This window comes from Gordonia aurantiaca (assembly GCF_039939235.1).
In the GTDB taxonomy this organism is placed as follows: domain Bacteria; phylum Actinomycetota; class Actinomycetes; order Mycobacteriales; family Mycobacteriaceae; genus Gordonia.
In genome coordinates, this window is record NZ_JBDUUF010000001.1 from 393,711 (window position 1) to 411,790 (window position 18,080).

General features: G+C 70.4%; 13 protein-coding genes and 1 pseudogene. 9 read left to right on the forward strand and 5 right to left on the reverse strand.

The window, feature by feature from the left end:
- Positions 1–105: 105 nt before the first annotated feature.
- Complete coding sequence (locus ABFT43_RS01790) at positions 106–459, reverse strand: Fe-S protein (RefSeq protein ID WP_347958692.1); 354 nt, start codon at positions 457–459, stop codon at positions 106–108.
- Between the two features lie 85 nt (positions 460–544).
- Between ABFT43_RS01790 and ABFT43_RS01795 the strand changes: the two genes are divergently transcribed.
- Positions 545–2,155, forward strand: coding sequence for a carboxylesterase/lipase family protein (locus ABFT43_RS01795; RefSeq protein ID WP_347958693.1), 1,611 nt, complete (start codon positions 545–547; stop codon positions 2,153–2,155).
- Here ABFT43_RS01795 and ABFT43_RS01800 read toward each other — a convergent pair.
- A complete protein-coding gene (locus tag ABFT43_RS01800; RefSeq protein ID WP_347958694.1) occupies positions 2,142–5,981 on the reverse strand; it encodes an nSTAND1 domain-containing NTPase in 3,840 nt (1,279 codons plus the stop codon). The genes ABFT43_RS01795 and ABFT43_RS01800 overlap by 14 nt on opposite strands.
- A 476-nt stretch (positions 5,982–6,457) precedes the next feature.
- Here ABFT43_RS01800 and ABFT43_RS01805 point away from each other — a divergent pair, with 476 nt between their 5' ends.
- The 4 genes from ABFT43_RS01805 to ABFT43_RS01820 all read left to right on the forward strand — a co-directional run bounded on the left by ABFT43_RS01805 (position 6,458) and on the right by ABFT43_RS01820 (position 10,742).
- Entirely contained in the window at positions 6,458–7,672 is a 1,215-nt protein-coding gene (locus tag ABFT43_RS01805; protein ID WP_347958695.1) for a winged helix DNA-binding domain-containing protein, read from the forward strand.
- A 74-nt stretch (positions 7,673–7,746) separates the two neighbouring features.
- On the forward strand, positions 7,747–8,433 hold the full coding sequence (locus ABFT43_RS01810) for a DUF899 domain-containing protein (protein WP_347958696.1): 687 nt from the start codon (positions 7,747–7,749) through the stop codon (positions 8,431–8,433).
- An 89-nt stretch (positions 8,434–8,522) separates the two neighbouring features.
- Positions 8,523–9,245, forward strand: a complete 723-nt coding sequence (locus ABFT43_RS01815) for a response regulator transcription factor (protein ID WP_347958697.1) — start codon at positions 8,523–8,525, stop codon at positions 9,243–9,245.
- The gene (locus tag ABFT43_RS01820) at positions 9,246–10,742 is read left to right on the forward strand and encodes a sensor histidine kinase (RefSeq protein WP_347958698.1); all 1,497 of its coding nucleotides are present in this window, start codon (positions 9,246–9,248) and stop codon (positions 10,740–10,742) included. It abuts the gene before it with no gap.
- 33 nt (positions 10,743–10,775) lie between these two features.
- Here ABFT43_RS01820 and ABFT43_RS01825 read toward each other — a convergent pair whose 3' ends face one another.
- Positions 10,776–11,615 (reverse strand): hypothetical protein, encoded by an 840-nt coding sequence (locus ABFT43_RS01825; protein WP_347958699.1) that lies wholly within the window; start codon positions 11,613–11,615, stop codon positions 10,776–10,778.
- A 9-nt stretch (positions 11,616–11,624) separates the two neighbouring features.
- Positions 11,625–12,623, reverse strand: coding sequence for a DNA adenine methylase (locus ABFT43_RS01830; protein ID WP_347958700.1), 999 nt, complete (start codon positions 12,621–12,623; stop codon positions 11,625–11,627).
- A gap of 170 nt (positions 12,624–12,793) precedes the next feature.
- On the opposite strand from ABFT43_RS01830, the gene ABFT43_RS01835 reads away from it, so the two are divergent.
- Positions 12,794–13,219, forward strand: a complete 426-nt coding sequence (locus tag ABFT43_RS01835; RefSeq protein WP_347958701.1) for an HIT family protein — start codon at positions 12,794–12,796, stop codon at positions 13,217–13,219.
- 9 nt (positions 13,220–13,228) lie between these two features.
- On the opposite strand, the gene ABFT43_RS01840 is transcribed toward ABFT43_RS01835, so the two are convergent.
- Positions 13,229–15,340 (reverse strand): RecQ family ATP-dependent DNA helicase, encoded by a 2,112-nt coding sequence (locus ABFT43_RS01840; RefSeq protein ID WP_347958702.1) that lies wholly within the window; start codon positions 15,338–15,340, stop codon positions 13,229–13,231.
- A gap of 369 nt (positions 15,341–15,709) precedes the next feature.
- On the opposite strand from ABFT43_RS01840, the pseudogene ABFT43_RS01845 reads away from it, so the two are divergent.
- The 3 genes and pseudogenes from ABFT43_RS01845 to ABFT43_RS01850 form a co-directional block, all read left to right on the forward strand.
- Positions 15,710–16,461, forward strand: a pseudogene (locus ABFT43_RS01845) (glycosyl transferase); the annotation flags it as partial.
- Between the two features lie 130 nt (positions 16,462–16,591).
- Positions 16,592–16,723 (forward strand): hypothetical protein, encoded by a 132-nt coding sequence (locus ABFT43_RS22655; protein ID WP_457590099.1) that lies wholly within the window; start codon positions 16,592–16,594, stop codon positions 16,721–16,723.
- 143 nt (positions 16,724–16,866) lie between these two features.
- Positions 16,867–18,069: a low temperature requirement protein A gene (locus ABFT43_RS01850; RefSeq protein WP_347959244.1), complete on the forward strand. Its 1,203-nt coding sequence runs from the start codon at positions 16,867–16,869 to the stop codon at positions 18,067–18,069.
- The last annotated feature ends 11 nt before the right edge of the window (positions 18,070–18,080 follow it).

Genomic DNA, 18,080 nt, shown 5'->3' on the forward strand with positions numbered 1-18,080 from the left:
GCCCCCGCCCCCGCCCCCCCCCCCCCCCCCCCCCCCACGACCGGGTGACCGTGCGCCCCGAACCGGAGATGTGTGTCCACCGTTTCGAGGTCGCACGGTGATCGGTCACCAGATGACGGCGAGACCCGCCGCGATCAGGGGCAGCACCGCGGCGGCCCAGAACAGTCCGCGCGGCACGGGCTCGCCCGTGCGCCGCTGCCGGGCGTTGCCGATCCCCAGGATCGCGCCCAGCGCCAGCAGGATCACCAGCTTGATGCCGATCTTCGGGTAGTTGAGGTCGATGCCCTCCGGCCACGGGGCCGCGAGCGCCAGGCCGGTGATGAACGACAGCAGGACGCCGTACTCCATCACGCGGGTGAACCGGAACTCCCGGCTCGCCGCCTGGGCGACCAACGCGCCGAAGGTCACGGCGAAACCGATGAGGTGCACGAAGATTACGACGTTGCGTAGTATTTCCATGCCTGCACTGTACCCAGCCGTCGTCGCCGGGCCGTCCTCGTCGTTCCGCCCTCCGCGCGTTGGCCCCACGGGGCACGATGGACGCATGGAGTACGACGAATCCGGTACCACGACTGTCGACGGCGAGGCCTCGGCCTCCACGGGACGGGCCGCCCCACTCGCGCGGACCGCGCTGGGCACCTACCGCGGGGTCGCCGGTGAGCGCGCCGACATCTGGCGGGGCATCCGCTACGCCGAGCCCCCGGTCGGGGACCTGCGCTGGCGGCGCGCGGTCCCACTCTCCGCCACCGGGGACCCCGACGCGATCATCGGGGCCCGCACGTTCGGCGCGGTCAACCCGCAGGAACCCAACCCCGCCGTCCGGCTCGGCCCCGACGTCGTGTTCGACGAGGACTGCCTGTACCTCAACGTGTGGACCCCGCCCGGGGCATCGACCCGCGCCGGCAGGGGGCTCCCGGTCATGGTGTGGCTGCACGGCGGGGCCTATGTCCTGGGTTCGGGTAGCCAGCCGTATTACGAGGGCTCCAACCTCGCCGCCGCCGGCGACGTGGTGGTCGTGACGCTCAACTACCGCCTCGGACTGCACGGCTTCGCCGATCTGTCGTCGATCGACCCGCGATTCGAGTCCAACGTCGGACTCAGTGACGTGCTCGCCGCACTCCGCTGGGTCCGCGACCACATCGCCGCATTCGGTGGGGATCCCGAGCGCGTCACCGTGTTCGGGGAATCCGCCGGCGCCGGGCTGGTGACCGCGCTTCTCACGATGCCCGCCGCGGACGGGCTGTTCGACCGGGCGATCGCCCAGAGTTCGCCGGTGACCTCGATGTACGGCGCCGAGCGCGCGGCCCGCGTCGCGCGGCTCCTGCTGGAGGCATCGGGACTCGACGAGGCGGACACCGTCGCCGCGGTCGACGCGATCGAAAACCTCGACGCCGCACGGTGTTCCGGACTCACCAGCGAGCTGTTCGCCCGGGTGCCCACCGACTGGCCCGGCACCATCGCCTTCGCCCCGGTCGTCGACGGCGATCTGCTGCCCGAGTATCCGCTCGACGTCTACCGGGCCGGGCGGGCGCTGCCGGTGCCGCTGATCATCGGGACCAACCGGGACGAGGCGAGTCTGTTCAAGTACATGAAGTCCCCGCTCATGCCGATCACCACCGAGGAGATCGAGCGGATGTTCGCCTCGATGGCCGCCGAGTATCCCGATGTGGTGTTACCCGAACGCGCACAGGTGCTCTCGGCCTACTCGGGACTCAAGCCGAAGGTGACCGGGCTCGGGGTCGCCCGCGACGTCGCGTTCCGGATGCCGACGTTGTGGCTCGCCGACGCCCACGCGCACCGCGCCCCGACCCATGTCTACCGGTACGACTGGTGCCCGCGGATGTTCAAGCTCCTCGGTCTCGGCGCCGCACACGCCACCGAGGTCCCGTATGTGTGGGGCAATCTCGGGTCCACCCCGCGCGACATCACCTTTCTGCTCGGCGGACGCAAGCACGGAGAGGCGGTGTCGCAGAGGATGATCCGGCGCTGGACGCAGTTCGCGCACGGGAACGAACCCGATGCGGGCGACGACTGGCCGACCTACGACAGCGGCCACCGGCCGGTGCTGCGCATCGATGCCGAGGACCGCGTGGTCGCCAACCTCGACGGCGATCTGTGGGAGGCGTGGGGCGAGGAGCCGCTCAGTTTCCGTTGAGGCGGCCGCGACGGGGATGGCCGTCGCAGTCTCCCTTGAGGTCCGCGTGCGGGAGGTACGCCTTGCGCTGTGCCGGCGTCAGGGGTGAGGTGCTGGCGCAGACCCAGCCGCGGGCGGCGTTCACGTCCAGGCTGTGCACGTACACGTTGCCGGTGGTGTCGCCGCCGGCGAGCAGTTCGTCGTCGGCGGGCATGCGCACCGGGAGCTGCCAGGTGGTGGTCGTGTCGGTGGTCGACAGCAGGGTCCCGACCGACTGCCGGTCGGTGAGCTCCCCGTGGTCGCCGAGCGCGAAGCTGATCAGTTCGTGGGTGGCGGTGCCCACGGCGACCCGGTTCGGCGACATCGACAGCGTGTCCGGGTAGAGCTCCTCGTGCCGGTCGATGCGCTCGGGGCCGGCGCCCGAACCCGGCGCCGGGAGCCGCCACGTCGACAGTGCCCGGGCCGCGACGACCAGGATCTCGCCGCTGTCGTCGAAGGCGGCCTGCGTGACCGGGGCGTCGTCGGTGATCACCGCGTACGGTTCGGTGTCCCCGGAGGCCAGGTCGTACAAATAGACGCGCTTGTCGTCGGAGGTCACCGCGAGCCGTTTGGCGTCACGGCTGAACGCGATGCCGCGGATGAGGTCCGTGGGCCCCTCGAGCGGCTCGCCGACCCGCCGGGGCGCCGACGGGTCCGAGGTGTCCCAGAGTGCGACCGTCGTGTCGGTGTCTCCGGTCGCGAGCGTGTTCCCGGTCGGCGAGAAGGTGACCGGGAACGAGTACCGGGTGTCGAGCGGCAGTTTCGCCGCGGCACGCGGGGCCGCCGGGTCGGCGATGTCCCACAGCTCCACGAGACCGCCGTTGTTGTTGGCCGTCGCCGCGAGGGTGCCGCGCGCGTTCACCGACACCCGAGGGTGGTCGTTGACCTTCCGCTGGACCGGGATGCGCGACCGCAGCGTCAACTGCTCGCCGGCAAGGGTCCACAGATTGAGGGTGGTGTCCGACCCGACGGTCGCGAGGACGCGTTGCGCCGGGTCGGTGGCGACGCCGCTGATGGTGCCGCCGCGGTCGGGGACGGTGCGGTCGGGCAGCGACCACACGTCGATCGTCCCGTCGGAGCGGCCCGAGACCAGGCGGTCGCCGCTCGGGTCGAAGGCGGTGGAGAAGGTCCGCACCGAGCCCTGTTCGGAGGCGGTCTGCAACGCCCACTGCATGGTCGGCGACCCACGGTTGGCGGTGTTCCACACCCGGACCGTGCCGTCGGCGCGGGCGGAGGCGAGCCGAGCGCCGCCCGGGTCGAAGCCGATCGACCACGACCCGGCCGTGGCATTGGGCAGCGAGGTGCTCAGCGGGTGCGGTGACGCGGGGTCGGAGACATCCCAGAGCTGGGCGTTCGGACTGTCACCGGTGATCGCCAGCGTCCGGCCGTCGGGGCCGAACGCCACCGCGTGGGTGATGCTGGGGAAGCCGGTGATCGGCTCGCCGGCGGGCTGCGGTCGTTCTCCGGTGCTCCACAGACGCACCGTGCGGTCGTCGCCGCCGCTGGCCAGCAGCCGCCCGTCGGGGCTGAAGGACAGGGTCCGGGCCGCGGCGGTGTGCCCGCGCAGCTCGGCGGTCTGCCGCAGCGAGCCGTTCGGGGCTACCGCGTAGACGGTGATCGACCCGTCGTCCGACGACGCGGCGAGGGTGCGTCCGTCGGCGGAGAACCGTGCCATGTAGACGGTGCCGCGCCCGGGCGTCGCGGTCGACCGCAGCGCGGGCCGGGCCGGGTCGGCGAGATCCCAGACGCGGACGGTGCCGTCGCCGCTACCGGCCGCCAGCAGCGGGAGAGCCGGATGGAACGAGGTCGAGGTCACGTAGTTGCCGAACCCGGAGAGCGTCCCCGCCTCCCGGTAGCCGGGGTGATGGTCGGTGCGTTGCCACAGCCGCACCGTCCGGTCGCCGCTCGCCGAGGCGAGGAACCTGCCGGTGCGGTCGAAGGCCAGGTCGTAGACCGGTCCGGTGTGTCCCGTCACCTGGGTGGCGAGTGGACTCGTCGCGGCGCCGCGCACGGCCGCGACGACCGTCGGGTCGTCGGGGTAGAGCTGGTGCGCGACCAACAGCAGACGCGCGGCGACCGACGGATTGGACCGCTGCATGTTGTCGATGTGGGACAGCAGCGCCTGCCGTTCGGCGAAGTTGCGTTGATTGCGCAGGTCGTGGGCCTGCCGGAACCCGATCACGGCCGCGATGGACGCAGCGATCGCGAGGACGACGATCACCGAGACCGCCCCGAGTTGCAGGAGCCGGCGCCGGTGTTCCATCGCGACCGCGGAGTCGAGGAACTCGTCGTTCTCCTTGCTCAGCAGGTGCAGGTAGTTGCTGCGCAGGGACTGGCGGTGCCGGGTGGCGTCCTCCAGTCGTGACCCGGTGTAGAGGAAAGAGCGGCTGCGGCCGTTGGCCAGCCACGCCTGGGTGTCGGCGTCGAGTTGCTGCCACCACACGTGGGTGTCGGAGTCGTCGGCGATCCACTCCGCGAGACGCGGCCACGCGGTCAGCACGACGTCGTGGACCAACATCACCGAGTCGGCCGAGACGGTCAGCAGCCGGGCCTGTGCGAACTCGTCGATGACGGTCGAGACCTCGGGCGGGAAGCGGTTGCCGATCGTCGTGGTCGACAGCGGCACCCGCAGCGCGATGCCGGCCGGGCCGACGTGCACCAGGGCGAGCAACAGGGCACGGGCGAGGTCGCGGTGTTCGGGACTGATCGCCTCCCACGCGGATTCGGCGGTGTCGGCGACGGCGCGGGCGATGCCGCCGGTCGCCCGGTAACCGGACAGCGTCATCCGGTTCCCGGAGCGCCGGGCCCAGGTCGCCTGCAGCACATGTGCCAGCAGCGGGAGCCGTCCGGCGCGATCGCCGACGGTCGACGCCTCGTAGAGGTCGGTGATCATCACGTCGGCCAGGCCGCTCTCGATGCGGCCGCCGGCCAGCCGCACCGGCGCGGTGATGACCTCCCGGAGCTGTGCGCGGGTCATCTCGGAGACGATCACACAGCGGTGCTGCCAGGCGTCGGCGAGGAACGGGTACTCGACGCACTGGCTGAAGAAGTCGGCGCGCACCCCGAGCACGACCACGGTGTCGGCGGCGAGTTTCTCGACCTCGTCGAGAACTCGCTGCCGCGGTTCGTCGTCGAGGGAGAAGACGTTCTCGAACTGGTCGATGACGATGACCGAATCGGCATCGGGATCGCAGTCGCAGGTCACCACGCCCCCGTACGGCGTCCGGTCCTCTGCGCACGTGCAGTCCGGCGCGCTGATCCGGAGTCCGTCCGACGTGATCTCGCCGTACCGCGGCCGGGACAGCCGCTCGTCGCGGGCCAGTCCGGCGCGCAGCAGCGAGGACTTGCCGGAACCGGACACACCGGTCACCACGACCAGCCGCGACGCCGGGGGACACGGCGCCGGCGCGTTCCGGGCCGAGAGGATGGTGTCGGCGAGGCCGGCGATCAGGTCGTCCCGCCCGAAGAACAGCTCGCTGTCGTCGGCGGTCAGTGTGGCCAGGCCCGCGTACGGGCGGGTGAATCGCACCGGCGGCGCGTGGGCCTCCGCGGACTCCTGGGAGAGATGACGCTCCCACAGTTCACGCCACTGCGGGATGGTCAGGACGTCGGCGACCCCCGCGGACACCGCACGGGAGGTCAGCCAGACGAGGAGGGGTTCGACGGTCGCGAAGTCGCGTGGGAGGTGGCGTCCGTTGCGCCAGTCGCTGATGCGCTGGGCGGACACCTTCGCGCGGGACGCCGCGGTGCGCAGAGTGGGGCGACCGGCCTGCACGAACAGGAGCGCAAGCGCTTCACCAAAATCCACTCACCCGACTCCGCGCCTTCAGACTTCCGATCGACCGGTCCATCATGTCTGACCCCGACCCGGGTTTCCAGAGCCCGGGATCGAAAGTGGCGACGGCCACTCCCACCGGCGACGGCCATCAGGTCATCTGACCTGATCCGGTCCGGAACCGGGTTCATCGGTGTCCGGACCGGATAGTCCATTTCACGTGTGACCTGCACATTCTCATCCGGATCCGGATCGGCGCTGGCTTCGGGGGTGCGGATGGGGTCTCCTGTACGTGCGTTTCCTGACGGGGGTCGGGAGCGTGAGGATGCGTTGGTCGCAGGACACACGGAGGTGTTCTCAGGCACTGCCCGTCGGGGGCTGTGTGTCGTTCGGTCCACGTAACCGGGCGGGTGCCGGAAGCCGGGTCGATGGGGGTCGGCCGGCTTGCGGCACCCGCTTCCTTCTCTCGACTGCGCTCCCCATCCGTTTTCGCTCCCTACCATCGCTGCATGGTGACCCCACGTCCCCGCATCACCGACGCACAGCGTCGCACCCGCCTGGCCCGGCGCAGTCGGCTCGCCCCGGATTCTCGCGCCGCCGACGCCGTGGAGGCCGCCCGCTCCGTCGTCGGGTTGCACGCCACCACCCCGTCGACCGTCTATCTGTCCGCGTGGGCGCGCGTCGCCGACGGTGCGGGCTTCACGCGCGCGGATCTCGACACCGCCCTCTACGAGGAGCGGACCCTCGTCAAACACCTCGCGATGCGCCGGACGCTGTTCGTCTTCCCGCGCGAGCTGCTGGCCGAGGCGATCGGCGCCCTCGGGCCCCGGATCACGGCCTCCGAACGCACCAACCTGCTCCGGGACCTGCGTCGCTCCCCGGACATCGACGATCCCGAGGCCTGGATCGAGCGCGCCCGCGAGGCGATCCTCGCCGAGCTCGCGTCCGGCGAATCCCTGACGTCCACCGAGCTGCGGGAACGCCTGCCGGCGCTGGCCGGATCCATCGACCACGGCGAGGGCAGGTCGTGGGCGGGCCGGAGTCACTTCGGACCGCGGGTGCTCAACATGCTCGACGCGGCGGGCGAGGTCGTCCGCGGACCCAACCGGCTCGACTGGCATCTGTCGCGCCCGGCGTGGACGTCGATGGAACGCTGGCTGGGTGAGCGCCCGGAGATCCCGAGCGTGCACGACGGGCACCGGGCGCTGATCGAACGCTGGCTGCGGACGTACGGGCCCGGCACCGAGACCGACCTGGTCTGGTGGCTCGGCTCCACCAAGACCGCGGTCCGTGCCGCGCTCGCCGACCTCGAGACCGTCGAGGTCGAACTCGAGAACGGGGACATCGGCCACGTCCTGCCCGACGACCTCCCCGGCGACACCGACGACGACGCACCGCTCGCCCCGCACGCGGTCCTGCTGCCCGAACTCGACCCGACGACGATGGCGTTCAAGCGGCGGGACTTCTACCTCGGCGACCACGCGCCGATGGTCTTCGACACCGCGGGCAACGGCGGGCAGACCGCGTGGTGGGACGGCCGGATCGTCGGCGGCTGGTATCGGCGCGCGGACGGGCGGATCGCGATCCACCCGCTCGAGCCACTGCCGCGGGCCGCGCGCCGGGCACTCGACGCCCGCGCCGACGAGCTGACAGAGTGGCTCGGCGACGCCACGCCGAAGACCGGGTACGCGGCGCCGTACACGAAGCTGATCGGCACCCGCTGAGTGCGACCGATGAGTCGAGGGCACCCGTCGGGTCTGTCCGTCGAGAGACATCCCTTCTGCGAGAGGACCCCGTGATGAACACTCCACTCCCACCCGTCGTCGACCACGACACCTGGGCCGCGGCACTCGCCGAACTGCGCGTCCGGGAGAAGGCCGCCACCCGGGAACTCGACGCGATCGCCGCGCAGCGACGCCGGCTGCCGATGGTCGAGATGCCCGATCACGTCCTCACCGGACCCGACGGACCGGTCCGGCTCGTCGACGTCTTCGACGGCAGGTCGCAGCTCATCGTCTACAACCACATGTGGTTCCCTGGCGAGAAATGGCAGTGCTCGGGTTGCACCGGCTTCACCGCGCAATTCGACCGGCTCGGGTTTCTCGGCGACTACGACGCCCGGTTCGTGATCATCACGCACGGACCCATCGACGAGGCGCTCGCCTACAAGAAGCGCGTCGGCAACCGGATGGACTGGTACTCCTCCGCCGGCACCACCTTCTCCGCCGACGTCGGTGCCGGACCCGGCGAGGGGTTCGCGGTCAACGTCTTCCTCCGCGATGGCGACACCGTCTACCGGACCTGGCACACCTCGGGTCGCGGCGTCGAACAGCTCGCCCACACGTTCGCGCTGATCGACGTGCTGCCGTGGGGGCGTCAGGAGGAGTGGCAGGATTCGCCCGCGGGCTGGCCCCAGGGCCCGACCTACGGCCGCTGGCGTGACTCGGACGCGATCGCCGCGGCGTACGGGGATCCGGACGCGTAGCCCCGGCCGAAAAAGCAGGTCAGGGTTCACAGGGATCTCCCAGGCGCCTTCCAGGAAGGTCGCGGGGTCGTCTGGAAGAGTGGGTGGGCGTGAGTGGACCCGACCGTGACGACGCCCCGCGCGGGGCGAAGGTCCTCGTCGTCGACGACGAGGAGAACATCCGCGAACTACTGTCGGTGTCGCTGAGATTCCAGGGATACCAGGTGGACACCGCGGCCGACGGCCCGAGCGCCATCGACAAGTGCCGCACCCGCAAGCCCGACATCCTGATCCTCGACGTGATGATGCCCGGCATGGACGGCTTCGGCCTGCTGCGGCGGTTGCGCGCCGACGGGATCGAGGCGCCGGCGCTGTTCCTCTCCGCACGCGACTCGGTCGCCGACAAGGTCAACGGCCTGACCATCGGCGGCGACGACTACGTCACCAAACCGTTCAGCCTCGAGGAGGTCGTCGCACGATTGCAGGTGCTGTTGCGCCGCAGCGGCTTCGGGGAGGAGGAGAAGACGTCGTCGAGGATCACCTTCGCCGACATCGAACTCGACGACGAGACCCACGAGGTCTTCAAGGCGGGCAAGCCGGTGCAGCTGTCGCCGACCGAGTTCACCCTGCTCCGTTACTTCATGGTCAACGCGGGCACGGTGCTCTCCAAACCCCGCATCCTCGACCACGTGTGGAACTACGACTTCGGCGGAGACGTCAACGTCGTCGAGTCCTATGTCTCCTACCTGCGCCGCAAGCTCGACAACGGCGAGAAGCGCCTCATCCACACCCTGCGCGGCGTCGGATACGTGATGCGTGAGCCGCGCGAGTAGATGACGGCCCCCATCCCGCAGGTCCCGTGCGGAACCCGACACTCCCCGCAGCCCTCCGGGCGCCGTCGGGGGGTTCCGCTGCGGGTCTCCCTGGTCGCCCTGACCGTCGCGCTGGTGGTGGTCGGGCTGCTCGCCTCCGGGGTCGCGGTCACCTCGTCGATGCGGCAGGACCTGATCTCGCGCGCCGACGACGGCCTGATCAACGCGACCCGCACCTGGGCCGAGCCGCGCGGCCCGCTCGACGAGCCGCGGTCCGGTCCGCCGGGCCCGCGACGGCCGCCGTCGCCCTACTACGTCGAGGCGGTCCCGTTCGGTCCGGGCGGACCGATGTCGATCAACATCTACAACCAGTTCGGTCACTCGCCCGACCTGTCCGCGCTGGAGGGCGAGGCCGATATCGGTCCGGTCACCGTGCGGTCGATCGAGAGCAACGGACCCGAATGGCGGGTCATCAAGCGGACCAACAGATTCGGTTCGGTGACCGTCGCGACCCCGATGTCCGACATCGACGCCACGATCAGCCGGTTGATCTGGTTGCAGTTCGCGATCGGCGCCGTCGTCGTACTGCTCATCGCCGTGCTCAGCTACCTGCTGGTCCGCACCAGTCTCCGTCCGCTGCGCCGGGTCGAGGAGACGGCCCACGCGGTCGCGGAAGGTGATCTCACGCAACGGGTTCCGCCGGCCGCCCCGAACACCGAGGTCGGCAGCCTGTCGGAGTCGCTGAACACGATGATCGGGCAGATCCAGCAGGCGTTCGCGACCACGGCCGCCTCCGAGCGGCAGGCCCGCGCCTCCGAGGAGGAGATGCGGCGCTTCATCGCCGACGCCAGTCACGAGCTGCGCACGCCGCTCACCTCGATCAAGGGGTTCGCCGAGCTCTATTCGCAGGGCGGCGTCCCCGACGTCACCGATGCGATGCGACGCATCGACGAGGAGGCGGGCCGGATGAACCTGCTCGTCGAGGACCTGCTGATGCTCGCCCGGCTCGGTGTGCAGCGGCCCGTCGACACCGAGCCCGTCGACCTGTTGACGCTGGCGACCGATGCGGTGTCCTCCGCGCGGATCTCTGCTCCCGATCGCGACATCCGGCTGGAGGTGAGGTCCGGCGACCATCCACCGGTCGTCGCCGGTGACGCTCCGCGACTGATGCAGGTGCTGCGCAACCTCGTCTCCAACGCGATCGACCACACCCCGCCGGAGGCGTCAGTCACCGTCGGCGTCGCGGTCGACGACAGCGTGGCCGGGCGCCCGGAGGCCGTGCTCACCGTCGCCGACACCGGGCAGGGGCTGACCCCCGAGGAGGCGGCGCACGTCTTCGAGCGGTTCTACCGTGGCGACCGGTCGCGGCACCGGGGTTCCGGCGGCGGCAGCGGCCTGGGCCTGTCGATCGTCGCCGCGCTCGTCGAGGCGCATGGCGGGCGGGTCGGTGTCGACACGGCTCCCGGGAAGGGCGCGACGTTCTGGGTGCGGCTGCCGCTCCACCTGAACCCGGAGTAGCCCCGGAACTGGCGGAGGGGGCGTGCCGAGGGACTAGATCAACCGCCGCAACCGCGCGAATTCCTCGACGTCCGTGCGGAATCGGTCGAGCGTCACGAGTGTGTACATGCCGTCGATCTGACGGTTCACCCAGAGCTGGTGGATGCGCCGGAGATCGGATTGGCGAGACTTCCAACCGATCCCGTCGATCACCGCGAGCACCAGCTGGGTCGGCAGCCGCACCTCGGCCATCTCCTCGATCTCGCGCACCGCGTCGGTGAGCTTGGAGCCGGTCGAGTCGAATCCCTTTGCGGCGACCACGATCTCGGCCGAGGCCGGATCGCCGACGATGAGGTCGGCGGGAGCGGTGCGGCCGTTGCGGCCGGTGAACCGGGACCGCGGGGTGTAGGTGAGGCCGAGATCGCGTGCGATGTCCTCGATCTCGTCCTCGATTCGGCGGCCCGACGCGCCGGCGCGGGTGGCGGTGGCGCGGGTGCCGGCGCGGGCCACGAGGATGTCGGCGAAGGTGTAGGTGCGGTCCATCTGCGCGCGCAGCGTGCGGACGAGGTCGAACTCGGAGTCGAGCCAGGTGATCAGGGCGACCGGCTGGGTGCGGGCCAGGCCGTGCCAACCGCTCGTGTCGAAGCGGTCGCGCAGCGCGTTCTTCAGCTTCTCCTGCGACAGCCCGACGGCGAGCCCGAGCACCGGGACGTCGTTGGGGTTGTCGCGGACCCACGCTGCCAGCCCGGTGATGTCCGTGTCGAGGAGTTCGCCGAGTCGGGCGGTAGCCTCGTGGATGCGTTCGGCCTCCGGGGTCGAAGCAGTGGGGTCGACGTGAGAGGTCAACCGCCCCAACGACTTCAGGTAATCGTCGAAGTCAGGTGCGTCACTCATTCGCTCTCGTCAGTCCCGGCCGATGAACAGATACTCGCTGACGTCGCGGCGGGTGGCCGCGGCGTGCGTACCGAAACTGTACTTGTGGTCGATCGCGATGACCTCCACCGAGGGCTTCACCTTGCCCAGCAGGTCGATGATGCGCTCCTTGCCGGGCAATGCGTTCGACGAGTAGGACAACACGATGGCGCCGGCGTCCTCGAAGTGCTCGAAGGTGCGCAGCAGGGCGTCCTCGATGGTCCGCTTGTAGGCGAACGGCGTGAACCGCTTGGGCAGCTTCTTGGTCTTGGTGTTCTCCATGATCGTCATGCCGCGCCAGTACGCGGACAGGCCCTCGAGGAAGTGATAGCGCTTGATGTAGTCGTTGTCGTCGGTGGGCGGCGCGTACGGCGGGTCGAGGTAGACCAGGTCCGGGGGCGCCGACCACGGGAGTTCGAGGTCGAAGATGTCACCCTGGACACTGCGGTTGGAGCAGCCGTTGCTGAAGACCGTGGCGTTGTAGTCGGCCGCGGCGCGCAGCCGGAAGTGGTCGCGCAGCGACATGGTGAGGTCGCGGCGGCCGTCGGCGTAGCGGGTGGAATCGGTGAACGTGAAGACCCCGCGCGGCTGCTTGCGCGCCGCCGACAGGACCAGGGCGGCGATGGCGAGGTCGCGCCGGTAACCGCGGAGCGTGTCGATGTGCGACCACGCCGAGTCCAGGAACGCGCGGTCCTCCGGGGTGAAGTACAGCCCGTCGAAGGTTCGCGAGATGTAATCGCGATCGTCGGCGGCGGGCCCGCAGATCCGCTCGACGAGATCGGGTTCGAGGCGGACGCTCGAATTGGCCACCGACGCGCGCGTGATGACGTGCGGGAAGTGCAGGAAGTCGTTGCTGAGGACCTCGAAACCCTGCGCCTTGAGCAGATAGGACACCACGCCGGAGCCGGAGAAGGCGTCGACGGCGGTCGTGCCGCCGATCTCGGCGAACACGCGCTCGAGATGGGGGAGCAGGCGGTACTTGGACCCCATGTACCGCAGGCGGGGGAACCGTTGCGCGCGGGCCAGAACATCGCTGGATCCGATTGCGCGTCCCGGTCGGGATGATTCCTGGCCACTCACACCGCAAAGGATGTCATGGACCCCCGACAGCCCGGCGCACATACACGGCCGAGGTGCGCCAGAACACTAGACTCGTGTCCATGGCATCGGTCTTCAGCATGATCATCAACGGCGATCTCCCGGGACGGTTCGTCTGGAAGGACGAGCAGGCCGTCGCGTTCCTCACCATCGAACCCGTCACACCCGGCCACGTGCTGGTGGTCCCGCGTGCGGAGGTCGACCACTGGGAGCAGATCGACCCCGCGCTGTTCGCGCACCTCAGCGGGGTCGCGCAGAAGGTCGGCCAGGCGGTCCGGCACGCCTTCGACGCGCCACGCATCGGTCTGCTGATCGCCGGTCTCGAGGTCCCGCACGTGCACATCCACGTCTTCCAGGGCCTCTCGCTCGAGACCTTCGATCTCGCCAACGCGAACAAGAACGCCAAGCCCGAGGAACTCGACGCCGCCGCCGAGAAGATCCGCGCGAGCCTGCGCGAACTCGGCTTCGGCGAGCACGTCGCGGACTGACGGCGAGGGTCAGACGGTTCGGTGGATCAGCAACGGCAGCACCGCCGCCGCACCGGCCTCGCGAAGCGCGGCGGCGGCGAGCGTGATCGGCCAGCCCGACGAGCTGGCGTCGACCACGAGCAGCACGTTCTGGCCCGTCACGTCGGGCGGATCGCCGAGATGATCACGCCAGTAGGTGGCCTCGACCGCGCCGGTGGCATCGGCGGGCGGATCGCCCGGACGCACGGGATAGGTTCCGCCACCGCGTTTTCCGACCGCGCGCAGATGCTCGGCGAGCGTCTCCGCCAAGGTGGTGCCGGTCAGCCGTAGGGACACGATGACGTCGGCCCGGATGCCGGTCTCGCGCACCCATGCGGACAGGGTCGCGACGGCCGCGTCGCCGAGCTCGGCGAGTGCGCGCTCGTCGGCGCCGCGCGCCGCGGCGAGCACCTCGACCCATTCGGGTGCGTCGGCATGGGCCAGCACTCGTCCGGTTTCGGCCAGCTGACCGGCGGGGATCCGTCCGCGACGGCCGAACTCGCCGCCCGGCCACATCTTGCGCGGTTCCAGGATCTGGGCCTTGCGTCGCAGCGTCGCGGTGATCGTGCGGACCACCTCGGCGTCGACGGAGTCGGGGAGGCCCTCGCTGAGCCGTCCGCGGCAGACCGAGCAGCGTCCGCAGTCGGCGGCCTCCGGGTCGTCGAGGGACTCGGTGAGCAGCCGCATCAGACAGGTGCGTCCGGCGATGTAGTCCCGCATGATGTCGGCCTCGCGGCGCCGGACGGCGAGGACGCCCTCGTAGTGAGCGGCGTCGTAGGCCCAGGGCTTGCCGGTGGCGATCCAGCCGTCGGGGGTGCGGTCGGTGGCGCCGTCGACGGCGAGTTGCTTGAGCATCAACTCGATTCGCGTGCGCCGGAACCGGGTCGCGGCCTCGAGCTGGACGACGGACTGCGGTTCGCCGGCCTCCTCGAGTGCGGCGAGGAGATCGCGCATCTTGCCCGGGTCGGGGATGGTCGCCGTCGCGAAGTGCTCCCAGATGCGGTCGTCGGTCTGTGACGCCAGCAGCATCACCACCGCGTCGTCGAGTGCGCGGCCGGCACGGCCCACCTGCTGGTAGTAGGACACCGGCGACGGCGGCGAGCCGACGTGCACGACGAAGCCGAGGTCGGGCTTGTCGTATCCCATGCCGAGCGCCGACGTCGCGACGAGCGCCTTGACCTCGTCGCGCAGCAACGCATCTTCGAGTTCATGGCGCCGGTCGGCGTCGAGCTGGCCGGTGTAGGCGGCCACGGGCAGCTCGTCGCCGTGGACGGCGCGGATGGCCTCGACGAGGCGGTCGGCGTCGGCGACGGTGAGCACGTACACGATGCCCGAACCCGGCAGGTGGGGGAGTGCCTGCGCCACCCAGCCGTACCGCTGAACCGGGGAGAGCCCGTCGAGGACGTTGAGGTGCAACGACTTCCGGGCGAGTGGCCCGCGCAGGACGAGTGTCGGGGCGTCGGAGCCGGAGTCGAGCTGGGCGGCGACGTCCTCGGTGACGCGCGCGTTGGCGGTCGCCGTGGTGGCGAGAACCGGGGTGGTCGGGTTGACCGACCGCAGCACGTCGGCGACGCGCCGGTAGTCGGGCCGGAAGTCGTGCCCCCAGTCCGACACGGCGTGCGCCTCGTCGATCACCAGCAGGCCGAGATTCCCGGCCAGCGCGTCGAGCACTCGCCGGCCGAACCCGGGGTTGGCCAGGCGCTCCGGCGACACGAGCAACACGTCGAGGTCGCCCGCCGCCAGCCGCGCCTCGATGGCCGACCACTCCTCGACGTTCGACGAGTTCAGCGTCGCCGCGGACAGCCCGCCGCGCTCGGCGGCGGCCACCTGATCGCGCATGAGCGACAGCAGCGGGGACACGATGAGCGTCGGCCCGCCCCCGCCGGAGCGGATGATCGCGGTCGCCGACCAGTACACCGCCGACTTGCCCCAGCCCGTCGCCTGGACCACCAGCACGCGGGCCCCGGGCGCTCCGGGTTCGCCGCCGGCCAGTGCGGTCACCGCGCGCAGCTGGTCCTCCCGGAGCCGGGCGCCCTCACCCGCCAGGCTGGTGATGACGCGGTTCGCGGCGGACAGCTGGTCCGGGGTCAGGGTGACGGCCATGGGCCCCAATGTAGAGGCGGACGCCGACACCGCAGCTCGCGCCGCGCACAGTGCGCCCGTGACCGGCCGGAACCGTTCGCAGGAACCTCGCAGCGGAGAGCCAGACCGGCGGGAGCCTCGGGGTGCACCGTGGTCGTCTGCGTGGTCGGGGCGGCGTCGACGATCGCCTTCGCGGTCCTGTTTCTCGCCCGGCACTCGTTCCTGGGTGCGCAGGTGTCGAACTTCGTCGCGCTGGCGATCACGCGGTGCTCAACACCGCGGCCAACCGCCGTTTCAGCTTCGGCGTCCGCGGCCGGGACAACGCGCTTGCGGCACCAGCTGGTCGGCCTGGGCGTGTTCGTCGTCGACTGGGTACTCACCGCCGCATCGCTGGCGCTCCTGCACGCGGTGGCGCCGAAAACCCATCTGTGGGAGCATTTCTCGCTGGCTGCGCTGCCGACCGGGACCGGCGTCATCTACCTGTGGAACCTCTCGATCAACGGATGGGCCAACTCGTTCTACTCCGCGGGCATCCAGGCCGGATCGGAGTCGTGGAAGGCGTGGTTGTTCGGGTGGAGCGACATGGCCGCCTCCATCACCGTCGACAAACCACCTGCCTCCCTCTGGATTCCGGGATTGTCCGCGCGGATCTTCGGCGTGAACTCGTGGTCGATCCCGGTGCCCGAGGCGCTGATGTACCTGGCCTTCGGGCCCGGCGGTTGGCTGCATCGCCTCGGCCAACTGTTCGCGGCGCTCGGTGCGATGATCGTCAGCGCCGGCTGGTGGATTCTCGCCGTCGAGCTGTGGCCGCCGTCGTCGCGATGGCGCTCATCGGCGAGGCCCGACGTACCGACACCCGCCGCGCATTCCTCGTGGTCTGGGGTCTGTGGCTGCTGGTCACCATGGGTGCCTTCAGCTTCATGGCGGGGATCTTCCACCAGTACTACACCGCGGCTCTCGCCCCCGGCGGTCGCCGCACTCGTCGCCGGCGGCGCGACGGTCTGCTGGTCGCACCGCGGCCGGCTGTGGGTGCGGCTCGCGCTCGGCGCGTCGGTGTGGATCGCGGCGATCTGGGCTTCGTCCTGCTCGACCGGACCCCGGGTTTCGTGCCGTGGCTGCGCTACGCGGTGCTGGTAGTCGGAGCTGGAGACCGGGTACTCGTCCGATCGGCGGCTCCGACGGCAGCGACCCGTCGCCGACGCTGGTGCAGTTCCAGAAGCTGGTCGCGAGAAGAAGATCCACTGGTTCCTCGGCGGCAGTGGCGGACCCGGCATGGAAGCCGACGGCATGGGTATCGGCTCCGGGCGTCCGGCGTGGCAGATCAGCGCCTGGGTTCAGGAGAACTTCACCGCGGTCGCGGTCGACGGGGTGACCGAGTACGACCTGACCCGACCGAAGAACTGAACGACGCATTCACCGGGGCGGCCTCGCGCTTCCCCTGGTGGATGCGGTCGTCGCGATCTAGAGTTCAGGCTGTGAAACCGGGGGAGGACACCACACAGGCGTCGGCGCAGCCGACCGCGCATACGCGCTCACGACTGATCCGGATGACCGGTCGCGACCCGCACGAGGAAGGGCGGGTGGCAACCGGTCTCGAACTCTTCTACGACCTCGTCTTCGTCGTCGGCTTCTCCGTCGCGACGAGCTCGGCGGGACACCAACTGGCCGAGGCCCACTACACCGCGGCGATCGTCGGGTTCGTCCTGTGCACCTTCGCGACGATCTGGGCCTGGATCAACTTCTCCTGGTTCGCGTCCGCGTTCGACACCGACGACTGGGTGTTCCGGGTCGTCACCCTCGTGCAGATGGTCGGCGTCGCGATCATCGCGGTCGGCATCCCTTCGGTGTTCACCTCGGTGGCGCACGGCGGCGACATCGACAACCGGGTGATGATCCTCGGCTACGTGGTGATGCGCGCCGGCATGATCATCCAGTGGCTGCGGGCGGCCGCGGAGAGTGAGCGGTGCCGTCGCGCCTGCCTGACCTACGCCGTCGCGACCGTCGTCGCGCAGATCGCCTGGGTCGCCATCGCGATCGCGCACCTGCCGCTGGTGCCGACGATCGTGGCGATGCTGGTCGCCGGGCTGATCGAGCTGTCGGGTCCGGTCATCGCCGAGACCCGCGCCGGCGGCACACCGTGGCACGCCCATCACATCGCCGAACGCTATTCGCTGCTGACGATCATCACCCTCGGTGAGGGTGTCGTCGGCGTGGTCGCGCTGCTGAGCGCGCAGGTCGCCGTCGACGGCTGGACGTTCGGCACCGCGGTCCTCGGTTTCTTCGCGATGACCACGACCTTCGCGATGTGGTGGGCCTACGCCGCGGTGCCCGTCGGCGAGGTGCTGCACGCCCGCCGCGACAAGTGCTTCCCGTGGGGATACGGGCACATCGCGCTGTTCATGGCCGCGGTCGGTGTGGGCGTCGGGCTCCACGTGGCGGCCCTGTTTCTCGAGCATCACGCCGAGATCGTCGACGAGACCGTGGTCGCGAGCTTCTCGGTCCCGCTGGCCGTGTTCTGCCTCGGCATCCTGCTCATGGACCGGTACCTCGTGGGCTTCGATCCCGTCACCCTCGTCCAGGCAGCCCTCGTGATCGCGGTGCTCGCGGCGTCGATGATCGCCTGCGCGGCCGGGGCGTCGGTGATCGTCTCGCTCGTCATCGCGTCGCTGGCCCCGGTGGTGATGGTCGCCGTCGACGAGCTGGCCGGCGCCGGGCGTCGCGAGCGGGCGCCGGCGGCTCTCACCGCCTGACGCCACGCGGG

What these genes read in the sequence shown, in the direction of transcription:
- ABFT43_RS01790 (WP_347958692.1), bottom strand. Translation starts at nt 459, where the DNA reads ATGGAAATACTACGCAACGTCGTAATCTTCGTGCACCTCATCGGTTTC.
- ABFT43_RS01795 (WP_347958693.1), top strand. Translation starts at nt 545, where the DNA reads ATGGAGTACGACGAATCCGGTACCACGACTGTCGACGGCGAGGCCTCG.
- ABFT43_RS01805 (WP_347958695.1), top strand. Translation starts at nt 6,458, where the DNA reads ATGGTGACCCCACGTCCCCGCATCACCGACGCACAGCGTCGCACCCGC.
- ABFT43_RS01810 (WP_347958696.1), top strand. Translation starts at nt 7,747, where the DNA reads ATGAACACTCCACTCCCACCCGTCGTCGACCACGACACCTGGGCCGCG.
- ABFT43_RS01820 (WP_347958698.1), top strand. Translation starts at nt 9,246, where the DNA reads ATGACGGCCCCCATCCCGCAGGTCCCGTGCGGAACCCGACACTCCCCG.
- ABFT43_RS01825 (WP_347958699.1), bottom strand. Translation starts at nt 11,615, where the DNA reads ATGAGTGACGCACCTGACTTCGACGATTACCTGAAGTCGTTGGGGCGG.
- ABFT43_RS01830 (WP_347958700.1), bottom strand. Translation starts at nt 12,623, where the DNA reads ATGGGGTCCAAGTACCGCCTGCTCCCCCATCTCGAGCGCGTGTTCGCC.
- ABFT43_RS01835 (WP_347958701.1), top strand. Translation starts at nt 12,794, where the DNA reads ATGGCATCGGTCTTCAGCATGATCATCAACGGCGATCTCCCGGGACGG.
- ABFT43_RS01840 (WP_347958702.1), bottom strand. Translation starts at nt 15,340, where the DNA reads ATGGCCGTCACCCTGACCCCGGACCAGCTGTCCGCCGCGAACCGCGTC.
- ABFT43_RS22655 (WP_457590099.1), top strand. Translation starts at nt 16,592, where the DNA reads ATGGAAGCCGACGGCATGGGTATCGGCTCCGGGCGTCCGGCGTGGCAG.
- ABFT43_RS01850 (WP_347959244.1), top strand. Translation starts at nt 16,867, where the DNA reads ATGACCGGTCGCGACCCGCACGAGGAAGGGCGGGTGGCAACCGGTCTC.